General features: G+C 70.1%; 7 protein-coding genes. All 7 read right to left on the reverse strand.

The window, feature by feature from the left end; all coding sequences use genetic code 11:
* On the reverse strand, positions 1-2,163 hold the full coding sequence (locus tag WMF14_RS40420; protein ID WP_437795297.1) for a methyltransferase: 2,163 nt from the start codon (positions 2,161-2,163) through the stop codon (positions 1-3).
* Positions 2,160-3,269 carry a saccharopine dehydrogenase NADP-binding domain-containing protein gene (locus WMF14_RS40425; protein WP_437795299.1) on the reverse strand — a complete coding sequence of 370 codons (1,110 nt, stop codon included), beginning with the start codon at positions 3,267-3,269 and terminating at the stop codon, positions 2,160-2,162. Before WMF14_RS40425 ends, WMF14_RS40420 begins: the two co-directional genes overlap by 4 nt.
* On the reverse strand, positions 3,266-5,005 hold the full coding sequence (locus WMF14_RS40430) for an ABC transporter ATP-binding protein (RefSeq protein ID WP_437795302.1): 1,740 nt from the start codon (positions 5,003-5,005) through the stop codon (positions 3,266-3,268). Before WMF14_RS40430 ends, WMF14_RS40425 begins: the two co-directional genes overlap by 4 nt.
* Positions 5,002-6,774: an ABC transporter ATP-binding protein gene (locus tag WMF14_RS40435; protein ID WP_437795305.1), complete on the reverse strand. Its 1,773-nt coding sequence runs from the start codon at positions 6,772-6,774 to the stop codon at positions 5,002-5,004. The genes WMF14_RS40430 and WMF14_RS40435 overlap by 4 nt, the downstream gene beginning before the upstream one ends.
* Positions 6,771-12,296 carry an amino acid adenylation domain-containing protein gene (locus WMF14_RS40440; protein ID WP_437795307.1) on the reverse strand — a complete coding sequence of 1,842 codons (5,526 nt, stop codon included), beginning with the start codon at positions 12,294-12,296 and terminating at the stop codon, positions 6,771-6,773. Before WMF14_RS40440 ends, WMF14_RS40435 begins: the two co-directional genes overlap by 4 nt.
* A 150-nt stretch (positions 12,297-12,446) precedes the next feature.
* Positions 12,447-19,052, reverse strand: coding sequence for an amino acid adenylation domain-containing protein (locus WMF14_RS40445; RefSeq protein WP_437795310.1), 6,606 nt, complete (start codon positions 19,050-19,052; stop codon positions 12,447-12,449).
* A gap of 73 nt (positions 19,053-19,125) precedes the next feature.
* Complete coding sequence (locus WMF14_RS40450; protein WP_437795313.1) at positions 19,126-20,508, reverse strand: salicylate synthase; 1,383 nt, start codon at positions 20,506-20,508, stop codon at positions 19,126-19,128.
* Between the last annotated feature and the right edge of the window lie 3,728 nt (positions 20,509-24,236).

The following is a 24,236-nucleotide window of genomic DNA, read 5'->3' on the forward strand; positions in this document are numbered from 1 at the left end:
TCAGCCGGCGGTAGCGAAGAACAGGCGCTGGCCTGCCACGGCCAGCGGTGATTCGAGCGAAGGAAGGACGAACCGCGGCACGAAGGCTGCGGCCAGGAGCTCCTCGTTCCAGCCAGGCGCGTCGACGAACACCTGATCTGTCCCGGCGCGCCGGTCCTCGCTGCCCAGCAGCGGCGAGCCGGCCGCGGGAGACAGCAGGAATTGCATCGCCGTGAGGATCGCGCAGTTCTCTCGTGTGGAGTCCGTGAAGATGAGCCATCCGCCGGGGGCGAGCGCGCGCCGGATGCGGCGCAGCGTCCGGCCCGTATGCGCGGCGTTGTGGAGGACATTCCCGGCGAGCACGACGTCCGCCGCGTGCGGCTCCACCCCCTGCGCCGTGAAATCGACGTTGATGTCGAGCACGGCAGTGCGCACCCCGCGATGGCGGCCGAACCGCTCCTGCGCCGCGGCCGTGAACGCGCGCGCGATGTCGGTGAACAGATAGTCGACCGGCGCGCCGTCGAGGGCCCGCAGCGCGGCTGTCGTGGTGAGGCCGGCGCCTCCGCCGAGCTCGAGCACGCGCAGCGGCCGGTGCCGCAGCTCCGCGCAGCGGCGCACGAGGTGAGCGCCGGCGGCGCTCAGGTAAGCGGTGAAGACATTGTCCTGGTAGGCGGCGATGGTGGAGAGGTCCTGCCGCTCGCGAAACAGGAGCTGCTGAATCGAGAGCTCGTCGCGCACGAGCGCGTGCAGGCGGAGCAGAGCAGCCTGGTGGACTTCCGCCATCGCCGGCGGGAAGCCGAGCGAGGCATACGCATCGGGCAGGTCGGCGGCCGCGCCGGCGTCCCGCAGGGCCCGTCGCCACACGTACTTATCCCCCACGTTGCCGAGCACACCGTGGTCGCACAGCGCGGCGAGCCACCGCCGGACGAGCCATGCGTGTCGCGGCGCCGCGCCCAGCGCGCAGACGATCTCCTCCGCGGTGCGCGCTTCACCTCCCGGATGCACGGCGCCGCTCGCCACGAGCAGCTCCCCCAGGGCCCGCAGGCTGATCGCCTCGAGTCGCTGCATCGCTCCCGGGAGGTGCGCCAGGGGATCTCTCCCCGGCGCTGGTTCCAGCAGCCGAGTGAGCCTCAGCCCAGCCTCGTGTGTCTCATCGCCCGTCGGCACGCGGGGAGCCTCACCGTCGGCGTCATCGGCGGCGGCCTCCACCGCCGCAGCGGCCAGATCCGCGGCGGGGACGACCTCCGCGTCAGGGCGCGCCGTGGCCGAGCCGAGCGCGGCGAGGATATCGTGCCGGAGGCGGCACAACGTGAGCTGAACCTGAGCCTCGCTGACGGCTGCGCCCGGGCTCTCCACCGCGTTGGCGAACGCCGCCAGCTCACCGCGGGTCGCGCGCAGCCAGCTCACGGTCTCACGCTCGGCCGGCGCGTCCGTTCCGCCGAGCAGCACGCCAGACCCCGCGGAGCGCGCGGTCCAGAGGACGTCCCCGTGAACCCCGGTCAACCTCAGCTCGCCGGCGTCGCTGCCCATGGCGAGCTCGATGACCATCTGCGCCTCTGACGACACCTCGTTGCGCACGCGCAGGACGATGGGAACACCCGCGAGGCTGCCTCCGAGCACGACAAGCCCGCTCCCGAGCGGCGTCGGCTCACGGACCTGCCAGGGGCGCAGGGCGCCGAGCGCGTCTCCCAGGAGGCGGAGCAGCGCCTGGATCGACGCTCTCGTGCAGGTCGCAGCGACGTACTTGATCGGCGTGCGCGCGCGCAACGCCTGCGCTGCGCCGAGGAACCGCCGGGACGCCGGCGTGGCGGAGGCGACCGCTGCCACCCGGAAGGCGGCTCGGCCAAGGCGCGCTTGCCGCAGGCACGCGGCGAGTTCATCGTGCTCGAGCGGCGCTTCCGCCAGCACGGGGCTGCTGCGCCCCAGGAGGTCGACCGCGCGCTCCGCCACCGGCACGCCGTGCCCGGTCGCCGATACCCAGCAGCTCACGCCGGCGCCGAGGGGTGCCTGATCCGGCCGGGCCCAGAGCGCTATCCTGGCCTGATCGGCGAACCTCCGGGCTCCGTCGCTGTCGTCGGCGAGCTGGCCAAGGAGACGAAAGCGCCCGTTCAAACGCTGGAGCGCGGCCAGGTGCAGAGGACCGAACCCGGCGCCGCACAGCACGAGAGGGATGCCGGCGGTCACAGGGAACCCTCCTCGGTAGCGCCGAGCGCGTCGATCGACGTATCCAGCAGATCGAGCGCGATCACCGCACCGCTCTCGCGAAGGCGACCGACCGTCGACAGGGGTTCGAGCGCCGCCGCGGCGAAGTGGCGCCCCGCGGGCACCTGGCCCTGGTCCACCGCCAGCGTGGCGAGCGCGGCCATGGTCCCTGTGAGCTCGGCGTTGCGCCGTCCGCGCACGACCAGCGTGCGCGTGACCGGGGCGCCGTCTCGCAGTCCGTCGAGCTGCGCGACGAGAAGAACGTGAGGCTCCCGTCCAGCGAGGTCGAGCAGGCTGGCCCGGCATAACGCCGCGACCGCCTCGCGGCGTTCGAGGCTGCGCGCGCGATCGAAGGCCGTGAGGATGTGCTGGCCGGTGATGACGGTATACCAGTCTCCTCGAACGAGCCGGAGCGACGCCGCGAGCCGCTCCGCTTCGGTGTTGAGGTAAGGCAGCAAGGTCGCCGGGCCGGGGAAGAACGGGACTTCCACGTTGCGCGTCCGGGTCAGCACCCCGGAGCGACGCCCCTCTCGCCATGCCGCGAGCGGCTCGCTCACCCCGTCCGTGGCCGCCTGGAGATAGTCGTCCGCTGCGACCTCGGTGAAGCGGTCCAGCACGCCGAAATGGCTGCGCAGGCCATGAACCTGGCTGAAAGCCCGCTGCGCCGCCCATCGCGGCAAGAGCGCGGTGAGGCCAGGCTGCAGCCCCGCCGAGAGCACGGCCACGCGCCGGCGGGTGCGGTACTCCTCGTCGTCCAGGAGCGCGTACAGCGCATCGTCGCCGGCGGCGTCCACGTAGTCGGCGCCTGCGTCCAGGGCTGCCCTCGCCGCGCGGTCCGCGATGGCGTGGGATGGACCGGCGCAGTTGAGCACGATCCGACAACCACCGACGAAGCGACGCAACGACGCGCCGTCCCGAAAATCGACCGCCTGGTGCTCGACCGCTCCCGCGGACAGCTCACTCGCGAAGCGGCGGGCCGCCTCGAGGCTTCGCCCGCCGATCCGCAGCGGCCCGAGGCCGAGCGACAGGAGCCGCCGGGCCGCTTGCGCGCCGACGTTGCCATAACCTCCCAAGATGCCGATCGTCATCCTGCAGCCTCCATCAGCCGCCATCCGTGAGCGCGGCGGCGCTCGTTCCAGAACGCCGTGTAGCGCCCGTTGCGCGCCAGGAGCTCCTGATGCGTCCCCGCTTCGACGATGCGGCCGCCGTCGAGCACGAGGATCTGATCCGCGGACACGATGGTCGGCAGCCGGTGCGCGATGACCAGCAAGGTCGACCGGCGCATCAATGTCCGCATCGCGCGCTGGATGTAGCGCTCGTTCTCCGGGTCGAGCGCCGCCGTCGCCTCGTCCAGCAGCACGATCGGAGCGTTCTTGAGCACGGCTCGGGCGACCGACACCCGCTGGCGCTCTCCGCCGGACAGCGATGCTCCGCCCTCGCCGACGTGGGTGTTCAGGTCCTGCGGGAGGCGCTCGATGATCTCGTCCACGCCGGCCAGGCGGGCGGCCTCGCGCACCTCCGCGTCCGTGGCGTCCAGCCGGCCCACCCGGATGTTCGCCTCCAGCGTGTCATCGAACAGATAGACGTCCTGCATGACCAGCGACAGCTGCGCCATCAGGTCTTCCGTGGAGAGCTCGCGGACATCCACGCCGCCCACCCGCACCGAGCCCGCGTCGACGTCGAAGAACCGCGCGATCAGCCGTGTTATCGTGGTCTTCCCGGAGCCGGATGCGCCGATGATCGCCGTCATCGTCCTCGGCGCTATCCGGAAAGACACATCACGAAGCACCGGAGCGCCCGGCTGATAGCCGAACAGGGCATCGGAGAACTCGATCTCCCCCGGCGCCGCGACGGGCCTCGACCGCTCGGGCTCGGGGAGCGGCGCCTCATCGAAGATGGCGGACAGCCGCTCTAGATCGTTGCCTGCCATCCGCAAGAGCCCGCTCCGCCCCGCGGCCTCGGCCAGCGGCCCCACGAACCTGGCGGCCAGCGCCAGCAGTGCGATGAGCTCGATCGGATCGATCGACCGATCGAGCGCGCGCACCACGCCAACGGCGATCAGCGCGGCGAACGCGAGCTGCACCGACAGCCCGCCCGCGAGCAACCTGGGGAAGGTCTGACGCAGCATCGACCCGCCCGCGGCGCGCTGCGCATCGATCGCCGCCTCCAGCGGCGCATAACCCCCCGTGGCCCGACCGAAGGCGCGCAGCACCTGCTGGTTGCGCGCGAACTCGACGACCCGGTTGCTGGCGATCGCCCCCGCGGCGTCGACCTGCTCCTCGGTGCGGCCGATCCACGCCGACGACCAGCGGTGCGTCAGGTAGATCAGCGGCGTGCAGGCGATGGCCGTCAGGCCGAGCTGCCAGTCGAAGAACAGCATGGCGACGGCGATCGTCGCTGGCGTCAGGATGCCGCTCACCACCGGGGTCAGGAGGTGGGCAAACACGTTGGTGACCATCATGGTGCCGCCCGTCGCGCTCCGTGAGAGACGGCCGACCTTCTCCGAGGAGAACCAGCCGATCGGCAGGCGGGCGACGTGGTTGCCGAGCCGGTCGTGCAGCGTGGTCAGGACGACCAGCGCGAGCGCAAAGCCCTTCATCGTCTGCTGGTAACGGGCGACGCACGTCACCGCGACGACCGCGGCCAGGAGGAGCAGCCAGCGCAGCGCCTCGCCCAGGTCCCCGCTGAGCAGCGCCTTGAGGACCGGGACGAGGAACGCCATCGCCACCCCCTGAACGACGGAGTAGACGACGAGCCAGCCGAAGTAGACGTGCAGCGCCCTTGCGTGCTGCGGTCCCAGGATCTTGGTCAGTTGCCGGATCATGAGGCTACCCCCACCGCTGCGCCGACAGCCGCCATGTCGCTCTCGGCGTAAGCACGCCACATCCTGGCGTAGAGCCCGTCCGCGGCGAGCAGCGCGGAATGCGTGCCGCGCTCGCGCACGCGGCCCTCGTCGAGCACGACGATCTGGTCGACGCCGGTGATCGTCGCCAGCCGGTGCGCGATGACGATCACGGTACGCCCGCGCGCGACCGCGGACAGCGCGTCCTGGATCTGCGCTTCCGACTCCGGATCCGCGTGCGCCGTCGCCTCGTCCAGGATCAGCACCGCGGTGTCCGCGAGCAGCGTGCGCGCGATGGACAGCCGCTGCGCCTCGCCGCCGGACAGGATGGCGTCCTCGCCGATCACGGACCGATAACCCCTGGGAAGCGCGACGATCCGGTCGTGGATCTGCGCGGCGCGCGCGGCCGCGACGACCTCTGCGTCGCTGGCCTCGGGCCGGCCGAGGCGCAGGTTGTCTGCGACCGTTCCATGCACCAGCTGGACGTCCTGCAGAACGAATCCGACGTTCCGGTACAGCACATCCGGCGCGATGTTCCGGATATCCACGCCGCCGAGCAGGACAGCTCCGCCGGTCACGTCGTAAAACCGGGGCACCAGCTTTGCCAGCGTGGACTTCCCCGCTCCCGAGGTCCCGACAAGCGCGGTCACCGTGCCAGGCCTGCAAGCGAAGCTCACGTCGGAGAGCACGCTCCTCGAGCCGTCGTAGCTGAACGAGACGTGATCGAACTGCACCCCTGCCCCGCGCGGCGCCTGCGGCGTCGTCGTGATGGGCAACGACGGCTCATCGAGCAGCGAGGCGACGCGCTCCGCCGCCGCCACGGCCTTGCGCTGGGCCGTGAGCCCCTGGTTCAGCGTGAGCACCGTTTGCGGGATGACCACGGCGACCAGGGTCTCTGCGAGCAGGTCGATGGGGCTCACCCAGCCCTCTCGGATGAAACAGGCGCCGACCGTCAGGCTCACCAGCATGATCACAGGCACAGAGAGGGCCATCGAGGTCAGCGCCTCGAGCCGGAGCAGCGGCCGCACCCAGCCGGCGTATCGGTCGCTGAAGTCGCTGACGGCGCGCTGATAGCTCTGGTGAGCGCGGCCCGTCTGGCCAAACGCCTTCACGACCGCGATGCCGTGTACGAACTCGACGATCGCGGCGCTCACCCTGCCGAAGCTCGCGTCGAGCTGCATCATCTTCTCGGCGAAGCCCCGCATCATCCATGCGTAAGCGGCCACGTAGATCGGCAGGGTGGCGATCGCGAGCAACGCCAGCCGAAAGTCCAGCCAGAGCAGGTACAGGAGGCCGCCGAGCGGAAGGACGATCGCCGAGACGAGCTCGACATCGTGGTGCGCGACGAGGTGGTGCAAGTCGTCGAGGTCGTCCTGGACCGCTTTGCGGACCACCCCTGACGTCTTGTCGGAGTACCACCCCAGCGGCACCTCGCCCAGCTTGCGCACCAGCGCGCGCCGCAGGATGGCCTGAAGCCGATGGTCGGCCAGGTGAGTCACCCACAGCGCCGTTCCGGTGCAGGTCCATCCGACGCCGAGCCCGACCACGATGATCAGCGCGACCCCGGCCGCCTTCGCGCTGTCGATCGGGCCTGACGCGACGAGGATCCGCGCGAGCTCGGCGATCCCGATGAACGGGACGAGCGTCGTCAGCGCCCCGACGCCGCCCAGCAAGATCCCGAGCCGCGTGAGCCCTGCTATCGGGCGGCGCAGCTCGCGGAGCGCCGCGTTCTTCTGCTGATTCTCTCTCATGTGTTGCGCAACGATGCCGCGAGGTGCTCGGCCACGACATTCACATGCGGTGGCTCGATGACGCTGAAATGGTTGCCGGGAACGTCGATCAGCTTGAACTCGCCGAGGCAGACGCCTTCCCAGAACGGCGCCGTCAAATGCCCGACGCCTGCGGTGATGCCGAACGATTGCTCCTCGTCGCACCGCAGGAACGTCATATCGCCGACGTAGGGCTCGGGGTCGAAGCGCGCGGCGCGCATGCTGTGCCTGCAGGTCCGGAACAGCGCCGGGATGAGCTCGGGTCCGACGGGCACCCCGGCCTGAGCGGCCGCCGCCTTCGCATAGCTGGCCAGACGCTCGTCCTGAGTGCGCGCGGACTGCCTGCGCACCGCGGCGGCGACCGATTCCAGCCCGGGGTCTCCGCCGAGCCTCGCCATTGCGCCGGCCGGTATCTTGCGATCGTACTCGACCATCAATTTCTCGATGGCCCGGTACACGTCGGCGCTGTCGACGTCGTCGCCGAAGACGGCCTTCACCGGATCCAGGTTCAAATTCGGCGCGAAGATCGCCTCGAACGCGAGCTCCTCGTCGGTCTCGATGAACATCGGAATGCTGTCGACGAGCGCCAGGTCCACCGACATGCCGCGCTCGAGCAGCCGCCGGGCCACCTCGGTGGCGAGCAGCCCGCCGAGGCAGTAGCCGATGAGCTGAAACCGCGTGAAGCCCTCGTCGATGAGCCGCTGCGCGTAATCGTCGGACACGCGCGCGACGAGCTCCTTCGGGGGGATCGCGAGGTACAGCTCGGGGTCGGCGACGGCGAAGCCAAGGACAGGCCCCAGATTCTGCGCGGCGAGCGCCCGCCCGAGGTGCTGGAAGTAATCCATGGTGCCCAGCGCCGCGTGGAACATCACACGCGCCGGCCCGTCCCCCCCGCCGAACGAGAGGATCAACGAGTTGCTGCCCTCCCGGCGCTGCGCGATCTGCGCGGTCTTACCTCCGCTGGCGGACGCCTCCGCGCTCGGCGCGTGCGCTGCGCCGTCTTGCCTGCGCAACGCGCGCGCGATCGCGTCGACCGTCGGCTCGTTGAGCATCTGCCGCAGGAGCGTGTCGTAGGCGAACGGCGCCGCTTCCGGCACCTCCTCGCGCAGTCGACCTGCCACCCTGGCGAGGATCAGCGAGTCGGCGCCTCGGTCGTAGAAATTCTCGTCCTTGCCGATCCGCGCGATTCCGAGCGCGCTCGCCCAGAGCGCACACAGCCGGCCCTCCAGCTCGTCCAGCGTCGCGTCGGCCTCCTTCCCGGCGCTGTCGATGAACGCCGCGGGCCGCAGCGCGGCGAGCGCCTTGCGGTTGACCTTGCCGTTCGCCGTGAGCGGCAGCCGGTCGACGACCTGCAGATGAGCAGGCACCATGTGCGCTGGCAGCCGCTGCCCGAGGAAGCTCGTGAGCTCGTCGGTCCTGACCCGGGCCCGGTCGGTCTTGAAGCGCGCAGCGAACATGTGCATGCCATACGCCGCCATCGGATGGTCGTCGTCCGGCAGGCAGAGCACCAGCTCACCGCCGCTCTTCGCGATCAGGCCTTGCCATTGCTGGGTGGACAGGAACTTGGTGGCGCCGCGTTCCCGGTCCGCGCCCGCGGGGTCCATCATGAAGCCCTGGGTGAGCAGGACGTGCGGGTGATCGGCGGTAGGCTCGGTGAACACGAGCCACCCCGATGGCCCGAGCAGCTCTGCCGCGGCCGCCACCGCAGCTTCGACGTTGCGGGTGCTGTTCAGCATTCCGGCGCACAGCACGACGTCCACGGAGTTCGGCAGCAGGCCCTGGGCGCGGTAGTCCTCGTTCAGGTCGAGCTGTCCGAATCGGACCCAGGCGCGCTCCCGGAACCGCTCGCGCGCATCGGCCAGGAAGAAGGCTGTCAGGTCCGTGAACAGGTAGTCGACGTCATGGCCGTCGAGCATCGGGATCACCACGCCGCTGGTCGCGCCCGTGCCGGCGCCGATCTCGAGCACCCGCAGGGGGGCGCCGTCCGTATGCGCGGCGGCGATCCGGTACAGCAGCGCCGCTACCGCGTGGTTGTTGTAACGCGCGATCGCGTCATCGCGGTACACCGAGAGCGCCACGTCGCGCTTCCCTTGCGGAAACAGCAGCTCGAACGGGTTCTGCTGGTTCTCGAGCAAGGCGTGCAGCCGCTCCACGTGCGCTCTGTGGTACTGAACGAACTCGGGCGTACACAGCCCCGACGACGACGCCAGCTCCTCGAACCGCCGCCAGGCGTCGTGGACCGCCGTCGCATCGGCGGCCCTGCGCTGCGCATAACGACGGCTCTCCTCGTTGTACGTGAGCCATCCCGCCTCCGCCAGGAGCCCCAGCCAGCGGCGAACGAGCCAGTGATGGCGATCGTGAACGCGCGCCTCGCGCAGGATCTCCTCGGCCGAGTGCGCGTCGCGCGGACCGGCGAAGAGCCCGCGCTCGGCAAGCGCGTTCATCATGGACGCGAACGAGGCGTCGTGAAGCGCGCGAATCGCCTCGGTCACCTGGGCCGCGGTCACGCCGCTGACCTCCTTGTCGGCGAACTGCCGCGCCGCAGACGCCAGACGGGCCTGCGACGTCGCCAGATCATCGTCCGTGGGCGCGCCGCGCCGCGCGAGCTCGACGAAGCCGAGCAGCGCGCGATCCGTGAGGTCCTTGCCGGCCACCACGGCCGCCGCGGCGCCTACCGCCGGATGCGCGAGCAGCGCGGCCTCGATCTCGCCGAGCTCGATCCGGTGCCCGCGAATCTTGACCTGGTTGTCCTCGCGGCCGAGGAACTCGATGGATCCGCCCGGGAGATAGCGCCCGAGATCTCCGGTCCTGTAGAGGCGCTGGCCATCGACGGGGTGGTTGAAGAAGCGCGCCGCCGTGAGCTCCGGATCGCCCAGGTACCCCGCTGCGAGGCCGTGCCCGGTGATGTACAGCTCTCCAGCGACCCACACCGGCGCGTCGCGGAGCGACTCGTCGAGGACGCGGAAGCCCTGGTTGGCGAGCGGCACCCCGTAGGGGATGCTCGTCCACGCCGGATCGACCCGCTCGACGCGATGGTAATTCGACCAGATGGCCGCCTCGGTCGCGCCCCCGAGCCCGATGAGCGTCAGGTCAGGAATGAACCGGCGGATCTGGTCGGGCAGCGTGACGGGGATCCAGTCGCCGGACAGCAGCGCCATGCGCAACGAGCGAATCGCGATCGGCTCTGTCTGCAGGTAGCTCGCCAGCATCTGAAGCTGCGCAGGCACGGAGTTCCACAGGGTCACCTCGTGCTTCACGAGGAGGTCCGCCCAGTGGGAGGGATCGGCGCCACGGTCGGGATCCGGGAGCACGAGCGTCCCGCCGAGGGAGAGGGTTCCGAAGATGTCGTACACGGACAGATCGAAGCCAAGCTGGGCGAGGCCCAGCACCCGATCCGATCCAGTCACCCCGAAGCGACGGTTGATGTCGTCGATCGTGTTCAGCGCCGCTCGGTGGGTGATCATGACCCCCTTCGGATCACCCGTGGAGCCCGACGTGTAGATCACGTACGCCAGCGCGTCGGGGTCGCCCGTCGGAGCTTCCGGGAAGCTCTGCGCAGGCGCCTGCGTGTCCACGTCGATCACGCGCAGGCCGTCCGGCAGCTTGGCCGCCGCGGAGATCCACGACTGGGTCAGGACCTGTCGGACCGCCGCGTTCGACAGCACCTTCTCGATGCGCAGCCGTGGCTGCGTGGCGTCCAGCGGCAGATAGGTCCCGTCGGCGAGCAGCACGCCCAGCACCGCCACGACCTGCTCGATCCCCTTGTTCATGACGACGGCGACCCGGTCGCCCGCGGTACAGCCGCCGTCTCGCAGCGCCTGCGCGACCGACGCCGCTCTCATGGCGAGGTCGCGGTACGTCAAGCTGCCCGCATGGCCGATCACCGCCACAGCTCCGGGGTCGCGGGCGGCCTGCTCCAGGAACCCTCGGTGCAAGAGGGAGTCCGGCAGCGGGCAGCTGGTCTGATTGACGCGCTCGCGCTCCTGCGTCTGCCATCCGGGCAACGCGACAGGCTCGACGGCCTCCCACGCCTCGGAGCGCTCCGCGAGATCTTCCAGCAGTTGCTGCAGCGCGCCGAACATGTCGTCGATGAGGCCGTCCGGGAAGATGCCCTGACGCACATCCCAGTTGACCTCGAGCCCGTCCGCGTCATCCATGACCTGGCAATCGAGGTAGACCTGCGGGGTTTGCGTGACGCCATTACCGAAGCGCCGCCCGCTGCTGGGCCGTCGCCGTGAGCCGAGGCCGATGGCGCTGGTGAAGACGACCGGCATCAGCGCGGCGTCCCGCCCGCGCCGGCGGGTCATCTCGCGCAGCACCTCGACCCCCGTGAACAGCCGGTGGTCGAGATCGGCGAACATCTGATCTCCGAGCCGCGCAGCCCATTCCTTGAAGCTGCGCCCGGACGCCGCCTGCACGTCCATGAGGCTGACCGACGTGAAGTCTCCGACGATCCGGTCGACGTGCGGGTGCAGCGGCAGACGGTTGAGCAGCGTGAGGTTGAGGCTGAACCGTTGACGACGGCTCCAGCGCTGGAGCACCGCCGCATAGGCGCCCAGCACGGCGATAGAGGCCGTGAGCCCTCGCTCGCCGGCCCGCTGCCGGAGGCGCTCCCAGCGCTCGGCGGACAGGCGGCTGTGGTAGCGGCGGAAGCGCACGGGTCCGGCTTCCGAGGCCGATGGAAGCGTCGGCAGTTCGGGCGCGGCGGGCAGGTCGTTGACGCGCGCGAGCCAGTACTGACGATCACGCTGGTAACGCCCGGTCTCGCGCAGCCGCCGCTCCGCGAAGATGTAATCGCGAAAGCGGAGGTCCAGCGGTCGCAGCTCGTCGCTCCGACCGGCGAGGAGGAGATCGAGCTCCTCGAAGAAGATCCCGGCGCTCGCCCAGTCGGCGATCAGCGAGTCCAGCGAGAAGTGCACGACGTCGCCGCCGCTGGTGCGGGTATGCCGCAGCTCGAACAGGGGCCATACGGTGGTCTCGTACATCCGGTGGTCCATCTCGGCGCGGATGCCGCTCAACGCGCGCTCCACCTCGGCGGCGGACGCGCCACGGAGATCCGTCGACTGGACGTGGTATCGAGGTACCGTGGGCAGGACGCGCTGGTAGCCGTCCTGCTCGATCACGGCGCGCAGCATCTCATGCCGCTCGATCAGCAGGTTCCACGCGTGGGAGAGGCGCGCGGGGTCGAGCTCTGGATACGTCACCTCCAGGTACCCGTGGCAGGCGACGCCGCCGTAACCGAAGGAGGTCTGGCGCCCCAGCAGGTAGGCCGTCTGCACGTCGGTGAGCGGGAACGGCTCATGACGCGCCTGCTCGTCCGCGGCGACGACCACCCCCTGGTTCGCTGCAAGAAAATCGATGATCTGCGCCTTGTGCGTGCGCAGCACCGTCATCCTATCTTCCGTGAGCAAACCTTTGGGCGCACGGAACCGGAGCTGCCCCGATTCCGTCCACAGATCGACACCCAGCGTCTTCAGCTCTTCGATGATCCCGGCAACGGGCATGGATAGTTGCTCCTGTAGCTTGTTGAGGACAAGCGTCACATCAGACGATGAACTCACCGGCGAAGCGCTCTCCCGCGCGGCTCCGGCGTCCGCTCCGGCGGCGCGCCGTCGCCCGATCTCGCGGGCGGGGCGCCGCGGTCGCGGACGCCGCTAGAGCACGCCCTCGTCGATCTCCTGGCGGGCCTCCTGCTCGGCGGCGAGCGCCGCTGCGACCTCGCGCAGCGTCGGTCCGTTGAACAGGCGCCTCAGAGGCAACATCATGGCGTAGCGCCGATTCACCGCTTCGATGAAGCGCGTCGCGAGCAGGCTGTCGCCGCCCAGCTGGAAAAAGCTCTGATGGCGGCCGACGTTGGGGACGGCGAGGAGCTCGCTCCAGAGCGCCGCGACGGCATGCTCCCATTCACCCTGCGGGGGCTCGACCTCCCGGGCGTCGGGTTCGGCTTCCGCCGAGATCCTCCTGATGATCTCGGCATGGTCGACCTTGCCGTTCGCGCTGAGCGGCAGCTCGGCCAGCACGAGGATCCTCTCTGGCACCATGTGAAGCGGGAGGGTCATGGTGACATGCTCGCGCAGCTGCTCCGCGCTGAGCTCCGCCGCGGCGCCCGCGCGGCGGCCATTCAGGCCATCGACCGGCGCGCCTCGCGCTTCCTCCACGGCAGCAGGGACCACCGCGGCGGCGAGGCGTCCGGAGGCCGCCACGGCCACCGCATCCCGCACGCCGGGATGCGATCGCAGAGCGGCTTCCACCTCGCCGAGCTCGATGCGATGCCCGCGGATCTTGACCTGAGTGTCGGTGCGGCCGAGGAACTCCAGCGCGCCGTCGGGCCAGTAACGCCCGACGTCGCCGGTGCGATACCACCGCGCGCCCTCTCCGACGAACTTGCGAGCCGTCAGGTCCGGTGCGGCGCAGTAACCGCGCGCCACCCCGAGACCGCCGATCCACAGCTCGCCCGGCACCCAGTCCGGACACTCGCGGCCATGCGCGTCCACCACGCGGAAGAGCTGGTTGCGCAAGGGATAGCCGTAGGGGATCGAGCGCCACGACGGCTGGACCACGTCCACCTCGAAGAAGTTGGACCAGATGGCGGCCTCGGTGGCGCCGCCGAGCGCGATGAACCGACACCCGGGCCGCTGCGCGGCGAGCCGCCCGGGCAGATCCGTCCTGATCCAGTCGCCCGAGACGAGCGCCAGGCGGATGGCGCCCGGCGGCTCCGCCTCGCTGCCGACGATGAGCAGCATGTCGAGCAAGGTCGGAACGCTGTTCCAGATCGTCACCTCGTGTCGACACACCAGCTCATGCCAGCGCCTCGCGTCGCGCCGCGATTCCTCCTCGATCAAGACCAGCGAGCCGCCGGCGGACAGCAGACCGAAGATATCGTAGACGGACAGATCGAAATCGAGCGCGGACACGGCCAGGACGCGGTCTTCCGCGCCGACGCCGAAGCGTTGATTGATGTCCAGCACCGTGTTCAGCGCGGCGCGATGGGTGATTTCAACGCCCTTCGGCGCGCCGGTCGATCCGGAGGTGAAGATGATGTAAGCGAGCTGCTCTGCGTCGGTCGCTGCCGGGCTCGGCGCGGGCGCGGACGCCATCGCCTGTCCAAACACGCACGGACGAACGCCCTCCGGCCAGCACCTCGGCTCCGAGCCGGTGACGACGACGCGGACCCCTGCCTGACCCAGCATCCGATCGCGGCGCGCATCGGGTTGATCCACCCCGACAGGCAGGTAGGCGGCTCCGGCCGCCAGCACCCCCAGCACCGCGGCGATCTGATCGGGCCCCTTGGGCAGGTTCACGGCGACGACATCGCCTGTCGCCACGCCGTGCTGTGCCAGCGCGGCCGAGAGGCGCAGCGCGCACGACGCGAGCTCGCCGAAGCTCATCACGTCGGCCTCGCCCCAGCGCAATGCGATCCGTTGCGGCTGCTCGCGCGCCAGGTCGAAGAACGCGCGGTGCAGGCTCCGCCGTGGGCTCTCTCCGGAGGTCGCGTTGACGAGCGCGCGCACGCGCCGCTGCGGCTCGGGCATGAGATCGGGCACAGGCAGGTGCCATTCGGCGCTGCTCAGCCAGCTCAGCTCGCGCAGGTACGCATCGAACATCGTGGCGATCAGGCCCGCCGGGAACAGGTCCTCGACCACATCCCAGTTCAGGGCGATGCCGCCCTCGGCCTCTATCACCTGATGGTCGAGCCACACCTGCGGGGTCTGCGTCAGGCCCCACACCTGCTTCCTGAAGGGGCCGCTGGCCGGCGCAGCGGTGCCCCCGGGGACGCCGAGGGCGCTCGTGAACACCACCGGCATGGTCAGGCTCGGCGCGCCGCTCAACCTGCCCAGCTCGCGAACGAGCGAGATGCTCGAGACGTCGCGATGGTCCAGCGCGTCGCCCAGCTCCTTCTGGACACGCCGGGCTCGCGTCACCCAGCTCTCGCCGGCGGCGGGCCGGTATCCGATCAACGTGAGCGACGTGAAATCGCCCATGACCGTGTGGATGTCGAGATGCACCTCGCGGCGATCGAACAGCGTCAGATTGAGCGTGAGGTCGGGGCGGCTGCACCAGCGGCTGAGCACCTCGGCGAACGCCGTGAGCAGGACCGTGGACGGCGTGACGCCGTGCTCGCCTGCGCGTTCGACGATGCGGCGCCATCGGCTCGCGTCGACGCTGCCCTCGTGGCGCGTGAAGCGCGGGCGCCCCACCTCGGCCGGGTCTCTGGCAAGCGGCAGCTGCGGCGCCGGCGGCAGCTCTGGCAGCTTCTTCGCCCAGTACGCCCGCGCGGCGGCGAGCGCCTCCGATCCCGGCGTGCACGTCAGCACATAGTCGCGGAAGGACAGCCCGATCGGCGGCAAAGCAGCGTCCGGCGCCTCGTAAAGCGCGGTGAGCTCCGAGTAGAAGGTCAGGATGCTGAGCGCGTCGAGGATGAGGTTGTCGAGGCTGATGCCGAGGCGCATCCGGTCACCCGACCGCACCGCCCGCATGCCGAACAGCGGCCATCGCATGGGGTCGAAGACCCGGTGCGAGCAGTCGCGCCGCAGCTCCTCGTACGCCTGAGCCGGATCTTCGCCGCCGTCGACGACCTCTATCGTGAACCGCGGCACGTCCGCGAGGATGCGTTGCTGGCCCTGCTCATCGAAGACGGCGCGCAACATCTCGTGCCGCCGCACCAGGACGTTGACGGCCGCCTCCAGCCGCGGCACGTCGAGGTCGACGACGTCGTACTCGCGGTAGAACTGGCAGGCGACGCCCCCGAGCGTGAAGCTCTCGTCACGACCCAGCCAGTAGGCCCGCTGCACCTCGGTCGGCGGGAAGGGCTGGTGACGGTTCTCCGGATCGGCGACCAGCGTCGGCAGCGCCGGAGCGCCCGCGCCGAGCGACAACGTGGCAGCGAACTCGGCCAGCGTCGGATGGGCGAACAGATCGGCCAGCTTGACGCCGTCGAGGCCGACCTCGCGCAGCCGGCGCACCAGGCGTGTCGCCAGGAGGGAGTCGCCGCCCGCGGCGAAGAAGTTGTCCTCGCGGCCCACCTCCGGCACCTTGAGCAGCTCGGCCCAGACCTCGGCGACCCGGCGCTCCACCTCGCCCACCGGCGCGGTCACGGTCGCCTTGGCTTGAAGGGCCGTGGTGTTCACCGTTCGCTGCAAGGCTTTGCGATCGATCTTGCCATTGGGCGTGAGCGGCAAGCTCCTGCAGCGCCACAGGTGATCCGGCACCATCACGGCGGGCAGGCGGCTCACGAGGAACTCACGCAGATCTGCGAGCTCCGGCGGCGGCTGCCGCAGATCGATGATCTCGCCTGCCTCGGGCACATCGATCCTCGGATCGTCCGAGGTGATGGCCACATAGAGCCCACGTTCACCCAGCACCGCGACGGCCTGGCTGACGCCGGGATAACCTCCGACCGCGGCCTCGATCTCGCCCAGCTCGATGCGGTGCCCGCGCAGCTTCACCTGGAAGTCGGCGCGCCCGAGGAACTCCACGCTGCCGTCGGCCCAGTAACGGGCGCGGTCGCCGGTGCGGTACCAGCGCGTCCCGTCCACCTGGAGAAACTTCTTCACCGTCTTCTCTCGGTCGCCACGGTAGCCGCGGGCCACGCCGGCGCCGCCGATCCACAGCTCGCCCGGGACGAAGTCGGGACAGTCGCGCCCCAGAGGATCGACGACGCGCAGCTGCACGTTGCCAAGAGGCTTTCCATACGGCACCGACTTCCAGTGCGAAGGCACCTCGGTGACCTCGCAGATCGTGGAGTGGATCGCGGTCTCGGTGGTGCCGCCCAGCGCGATGAAGCGGCAGCGCGGCGCGCGCTGCGCAAGGCGCCCCGGCAGATCGAGGGTCACCCAGTCGCCGCCCAGGAGCACCGCACGGAGCGCCAGCGGACCGGGACCGTCGCCGGCGGCCGCGAGCGTCACATCGAGCAGGGCCGGCACGCAGTTGAGGACGGTCACGCGATGGCTGCGCAGCAATTCGACCCAGACGGCTGCGTCGCGACGCGCCCACTCCTCGACGCAGACCACGGCGCCGCCGACCGACAGCGGCGCGAAGATGTCGTACACCGACAGATCGAACTCGAGCGCGGACAGCGCGAGCGTCCGGTCGGCCACGCCCAGCGACAGGCGCTGGTTCAGATCATCGATGGTGTTCATCGCTGCGGCGTGGGTGATCTCCACGCCTTTCGGCTCGCCCGTCGAACCCGAGGTGAACAGGATGTACGCGAGATCCGAGTCCTCTCCGGCCAGCGGCTCCGCCAGCGACGCCTGCCCCTCCGGGACGTTATCGAGCACGAGGGCGGCGCCAGCAGCGTCGAGGATGCGCTGACAGCGCAGCGCGGGTTGATCCACGCTGATCGGAAGGTACGTGGCGCCGGCGGCCAGCACGCCCAGCACGGCGACGATCTGGCTCGGCCCCTTGGGCAGCTGGATCGCCACCACGTCGCCTGCGCTCACGCCGCGCTCGCGCAGGTGGCCCGCCACGCGCAGCGCGCGCTGCCGGAGCTCCCCGTACGAGATCTTGCCGTCGGCTCCCCACAAGAGAGCAGGCGCCTCTGGCTGTCGCTTCGCGAGCTCGAAGAAGCCGTCGTGAAGGCGCTTGCCCGAGACGGCCGTCCTGGTGGCGTTCGCGGCGACGCGCACCTTCAGCTGCTCTCCCGGGAGCAGCGCGGGCACAGGCTGCCGCCAGGCTTCTTCGTACGTCAGCAGGCGCTCCAGGAGGCGGCCGTGCGCGTCGAACATCGCGTCCAGCACCCCTGGCGCAAACGCATCTTCACGCGCATCCAGGTTGACCAGCAAGCCGCCGTCGAGCTCCGTGACCTGCGCGTCCAGCCACACCTGCGGCCCCTGGGAGATGATCCAGGACGCCCTCCCGAAGAGCTGCTTCACCACCTCCGGAAACAGCTCGCCCAGGCCGAGCGCGCTCGTGTACACGACAGGCGCCAGCACCTGCTCGCCTCGCAGCCGAGAGAGGTCGCGCAGCACCTCGACGCCCGAATACCCCACGTGCTCGGCATCTGCATGGAACTGGGCCTGCAGGCGCTGCGCGCGTTCAGCGAAGGTGCCGGGCGCCGCGCCGTCCCAGGCCAGGAGCACCGAGGAGGTGAAGTCGCCCACCAGCATCCCGACGTCGGGGTGCAAGGGCTCGCGGTCGAACATCGGCAGGTTCATCAAGAACCGCGGCTCCGCGCTCCAGCCGGTCAGCGTCTCCGCGAACACCGCCGCCATCGCCATGGCCGGCGTGAGGCCGTGGCGCGCCGCCAGCGACGTGAAGGCGCGCACCTGCTCCGGAGCGAGCCAGCGATGACGCCGCACCACCGTCGTGGCGCCCACGTTCACGTGGTAGGGCGCGGCGGGCAGCTCCGGCGCAGCGGGTAGGTCGCTCAGGCGAGCTTGCCAGTACGCTCGGTCGGCGTTCCGCGACCGCTGGCCCTTGACGCTCGCGCGGCTGGCCTCGCGCTCCGCCAGGTAGCGCGGATAGCTGGTGTTGATCGGAGGCAGCGGCTGCGATCCGGCATAGAGGTGCGCCAGGTCGGCCAGCAGCACCCGCAGGCTGAGCGCGTCGGCGGCCACCATGTCCAGGTTCACATGCAGGCGCGTCCCGCCCGCGCGGACCGCGTCCGGCAGGAGCGAGATCTGGATATCGAACACCTCGCCGGCAGCCAGGTCCAGCGTCCGATGCGACAGCGTCCGGCGCAGCTCGGCGAGCGCCTCTTGCGCCGCCTCGGCCGACAGGGCGCGCAGATCGTGGACCTTCAGCCCACGCCCGCGGCTGTCGGGCAGGATCTGCTGCCGGCCATCGCTCAGGATCTGCACGCGCAACATGCCGTGCCGCCCGAGCAGCGCTCGTACGGCGGATTCCAGCCGCGCGGGGTCGACCCCCTCGCCGTCGAACTCGTTGTAGAAATGCGCGGCGACGCCGCCCAGCTGCTGGCCTTGCTCGCGTCCGACCCAGTACGCGTGCTGCATCAGCGCGAGCTCGAAGGGCGCCGCCTCGTCGATGGTGGTCGCGGCGGGCGAACGCTCGTCGCGTTCGCCCTTGGTACAGCTTCGCTCTCCTATCAGCGCCTTCCAGGCGGACACCCGCGGGTTCGCCGCGAGCTCGGCGAAGTCGACCTCGATGCCTTGCCGCCGCCACCTGCCGGCGAGGCGCATCATCGTGATCGAGTCCATCCCGAGCTCGATCAGGTTGCTGTCTTCACGGACCGTCTCGGCCACCACGCCGAGCACGCTCGCGACCGTATCCCTCAGATCCGAGGAGGCGACTTCGTCGTGCATTCGCTGTGTCTGTTCGTGCATTGGCTGACTCGTGAGAAGGAAAGCTCAAGTCCGGAACACCATGTCCCCTGCGTCACACCGGCTCGCTGGCGAGCTCCGGAGGCACCAGGTGGCGCGCCACGCTCTGGAGCTTCTCGCAGGTCTCCTCCAGCTCTCGCTCGGGCGTCGACTCCGCGACGATCCCGGCGCCCGCGCGCAGCCAGACGCTGCTCCCCCGCTGGAAGATCGTCCGCAGCACCAGCGCCGCATCCATCGCTCCGTCGTGATCCAGCGTCAGGACCGCGCCGGAGTAGAGGCCCCGGCTCTCCGCCTCGTGCCTCCGGATCCAGTCGACCGCCTCCCTCTTGGGGATCCCCGACGCGGTGATGGCCGGGAAAAGCACCTGGAACGCCGTCCAGGCCGTGTTGCCCGCCTCGAGCATGCCCGAGAGCCGTGAGGCGAGGTGCTGAACGGTCCCGCGGCGGGATACCGCCATGAACTCGTTCACGGTCACGCTCCCCTGCTTGCAGACGCGGCTGAGCTCCTCGAACGCCAGCTTCACCGACATCGCGTGCTCGGCCAGCTCCTTCGAATTGCTGAGCAGCTCGGCCCGCAGGCGCGCGTTCTCCTCGTCGTCCGAGACGAGCGCCCGGGTCCCGGCGAGCGGCTGCGTCATCACCTGCCCTTCGGCGGTCACCTCGAGCACGGTCTCCGGGCTGAATCCGGCGAACTTCAGGTCGCGGCAGTTGACCACGAACGATCGGGCCGGGGTGTTCTGCCGCCGCCCGGCGACGTACGTCGCGATCAAGTCGACGGGCGCGGCGACCGGGACGACGCGCGACGCGATGACCTTGTGGAGCTTGCGCGCCGCGATCTCGTTGGTCGCCGCGGCCACCAGCTCCTTGTACTTCGCTGCGCCGGTCGTCTCGAGCAGCCTCGCGGGGAGCACCTCCGGCGACGGGACGGGGGGGAGAACGGCGACGTCCGTCATCCCGCGCGCATGGCGGCGGTTCGAGGAGGCGAGGACGTCCACCATCCGCTCGAGCTCGCCCGAGGTCAGCGCTCGAACCAGCGCCGTGCCGCGCTGGAGGCGGATCTCGACCTCTGGAATGGTCAGGTGAAGCAGGGGCTCTGTGCCGAGGTTCGCCTCGATGCCGTGCAGCAGGTACGCGAACTCGAACGAAGCCGTGCCGTACGCGCGCCAGCCACGGACCGGGATCGACGCGAGCGCCGCCTCGACCGCGGCGAGGCAGTCCCCGCCGGGACAGCTCTGCTTTCCTGTCGCATCGAGGCGGTGCACGCCGTGTACGTCTGCAGCGAGCTCGAAGGCCGCGCCGAGGGCGACGCTCCATTCGCCGTCGCGCTCGTACACGAAGTACGTCGTGTGCGAGCCCGACCTGGCGAGCGCCGCCGCGAGGTCGATGGGGTCTGCGCTGATCGAGACGCGGCGCTCGAGGTAGTGCCGTTGATGAGACATGTTCATGCTCGCCCCGCACGTGAGTGATGCGATCCCGGGCTCCCTGCGCCTCGATTTCTTCGAGGAGAGCCAAAGATGGCACATCCGCTCTGTCGCCCCGCATCGCCCCTGTTGTTTTTACATAACCGTTGCTTTTGCAACATATATAACCCCTGGTACGAGAGGCCGCACAAGAGACGTCAGTCGCAGGAGGAGCACGTGAGCTCTTCAGCCCACGTCCCACGCGCTACACGCAGCATTCAAGGCGCAAACACGGCAGTGTTCGCGCCCCCGATTCGCGCTCGGGTGGCGAGCCTTCGAATCGGGAACAGGCGTCACGGTAAACACGTCGACCGAGCGGCAGATGGTCGAAGCGTTCCTCTTCGCGCGCCTTCCAGCATCGACCCGCAGGTCCTGCGAGGGTTCGCAGGCCCATGCGATCGCACCCCATCCAGACGAGCTTCTCGTCACAACATGACAATACGGCAGCGCCCGCCCCCGCGATCTGCGGGTCGGAGCTCACGCCGACCTGTCATTGACAGCTATCGCAAATGTACCCCTCCCGCCTCGCGACACCATGCCCGTGGAGCGTGGCCTCGCGAGCGCCGAGCGACACGACGACGAGTCGCCTACATATTGAAGCTGCGTACATCTTGCATATACATACTAATTGCATCAGCGTCAAGCCGGGCGGACGGCGAATTCGTGCGACGGACACGATCGCGCTCCGGAGGCGCTTCCGCGCTGAATTTGAGCGGATCTGAAGGAATTCGACCGCTCAGATCAGAATCGAAAGTCTAACGAAATGAGTCGATGATGCGCTCGTCAGGCACCTCCCTACGCAGCGCTCGCCAGCGCAGCCAACGAGTCCTCCATGCGCAGCGAAACATATTCGTTACACAGCCCTCATTCTCGTGACGCGCAGAGATGCGCAGGCGCGGCGCGGGCTCGCGCCATCAATGCGGGCCTGCCTTCCACGCGTTGTCCCGCGGCGAACGTTCGAATGAGGGCCACGCGTCGAAGACGACGAACCGGGCATCGCTCTCCAATCTTGCCGGCACGCGGGTCACCCGCGCCGGCGTCTCCTCATCGTAGAAGCGTTGAACGATCTCGAACGTGCTGGAGACGGGCTGCCAGCCGCCCCTCTCCCACTGCGAGCGCTCGCCGCGAACCTCCAGCGCGCCGCCGTCGGCCATCGCGACGGTCACGTCGGAGGCGGAAGGGGGGCCCAGGAGGCGGTCGGCCATGCTCTGGCCTGCTGCTCGCGCGAGCGCGCCTCGGACCGGTTCTCCGGAGCGCACCATGTCGGCGACCCGCGTCGCTGCGTGCAACGCCTCGGCGTCTCCGGCGGCCTGCGCCCATGCGAGGGTCTCCAGCGGGGCGTATGCCATGACCCATTGGGCCGCGCCGTCATCGGCCAGACCCGACACGGGCGCGTCGAGGGCGCCGAGCGCATCCGCGACATCATCGCTGCGGCGATCCAGGAGCGCGAGCCACGCGTCACCGCCGTCGGACCGCCGCACGCATTCGAGCCCGATCCACCCTGCAACGCCGTTGATGAGCCACCGCGCCCCCGGCTCCGCGCGCAGATCGGCGCGGTCCGCGAGCGAGCGCGCGGCGAGCGCCTCGGCCACCGCAGCCCGTCGCTTCAGGCGGCCGACGCCGGACGCGGCCACGTCCCAGCCGTCTCCTTCCGGCAGCCACAGGACCGCGCCATGCGCCCGGATCTCGCCGAGGTCGCGAGACGCCTGCACGACCGTCGTCACCTCCGGGATGGACCCGAGCTGCGCGTGAACACACTCGCCCATCGCCTGGACGTCCTCCAGGACCTCACGCGCCGTATCAGCGTGAGACGGGCCATGCCACGCCGTGATGCCCTCCCACCGCAGCTGCCTCAGCTCCGCCCCCCTGGGCAGCCACGCCACGGCGAAGTCGAGGCCTTGTGTCGTGCTCCCCTCGACAGGCGTGCTCACGCCTTGCTCGGAGAACGACACCGACCAGCGCCACCGACCCGCCGGCGCCACCGCGAGGGCGGGTACCAATGCATTCCTGTCGAGCGCGCCGGGGCGCTCCGCGAGCCCCAGCTCGCGGCGTGTGGACGGAGATCGCAGCGCTCGCTCTCCGTCGTGTCCGAGCCGCGGGACGAGATCGGCTGCGCGCGCCCACACGCCAGAGCCGTCCAGCCACGGCGCCTCCCCCTCGGCAAACCAGCGAGGCGAGGCGATCGAGATCTCGAGCTCGACGTCGCACCCGCTTTGCGCGCAGCTGCCCAGGTCGACCATGAAGTGCTCGTTCGCCGTGACGACCTCACGAGGGGCGCCGTCGACGCGGACGCTGTCGACGTCCATCCCGGTGCGCAGGCTCCCGTGCAGCTTCGCCGCGCTGGCCCGTACTCCCCGCAGCTTCCAGCGGACGTGGGCGGAGCGCGCGGACGGCGCGATCTTCGCCTCGACCTCGCCGCCCTCCACGGAGAACGCCGACGCTTCCGGCCAGAAACGAGCTTCCCAGGCCGCGTCGGAGGCGTTCTCCTCGCTCTTCGATGCGAAGCCGCTCTTCACCACGATCTGCTCGTGCAAGATCGTCGCGGAGCAAGCGATCACAAAGAGGCAGAGAGCCGCCAGGGCTCCCGCGCCCTGGGTGAGCTGCCGCGCTGCCCCGCGCCACCGTTCGATCCTCCTCAGGGCCGTGCCGCGCGGGTAGGCGAGCCACGCCAAGGCGACGGCGAGGCCGACGCAGCCGAGCTTGAGCACGCCCATCTCGAGCACGGGCACGATCCACGGCGACCACCCCGAAAGCTCGGAGAGGGCAACATGCACCGGGATCCCTACCTGCGCTGGTGGATACGAGACGATGTCGATCTCGTGATTCACGAGCGCGATGAACGCAGCCAGCATCGATGCGGCGTAACCCGTACCGGGCGAACGCACGAGCGCGTGGACGAGGAACGTGATCGCGCCGAGCTCCAGCAGGGCGGGCGCGGCGATCAGCGCGTTCACGAGCAGCGCATTCCACGGCTCGAAGCTGCCAGGTACGGTGAGAGCCGTCACGATCCACGCCGAGAGCGTCGGCGCCAGGGCCATGACGGTCGTCAACAGGAGGGCGGCGAGGGCGCGGCCGACCACGCGTGTGCCGAGCGGCGCCAGCGTCGCGTCGATCATCTCGTCGAACCCGGATTGCTGATCTCGACGAGCGAGCGCCCCCACGAACCCCGCCACGGCGAACACGGAGAACACGTAGCAAAGGCGGACGAGGAACGGCGCGAGCAGCGCAGGCCGTGGGACGAGCGGCCCCTCGGCGTGCCCGATCACATGGTAGAAGGCCCCTGCCACGTTCATGAGGGTCCAGAGCGCGATCGCGGTACGGAACGCCCACCCTCGGGTCGTCAGCGAGAGGTGCCAGCGAGCCTCGGACAGCGTCGCGCGGAGCCACGATGGCGCCGTGACCGGCGGCAGCGCCGCGGCGGCGGGCGCGGCGGCGCGATAGGTCGCCTCGCCGTTCGGCGACGGCTTGCCGGCGCGCCCGTTCAAGAGCGCCTCGCGCCCTTGCCGCACGAGCACGTACGCCAGGATCGCGAGGGGGACCAGACCCCAGAAGAGCCGATTGATGAGGAGCGGCGCGGTCATGGCCAGCTGCGCCGTCGCCTTTTCGTGCGGCGTCCAGCGCTTCGTCTGCGCCTCCGCCTCCCCGAAGCCGCTCACATCGACAACGGTCGCGATGTCCGTGTGCAGGTCACCGCCCCGCAGGACGAT

Source organism: Sorangium sp. So ce693 (assembly GCF_051521375.1).
GTDB lineage: Bacteria > Myxococcota_A > Polyangia > Polyangiales > Polyangiaceae > Sorangium > Sorangium atrum.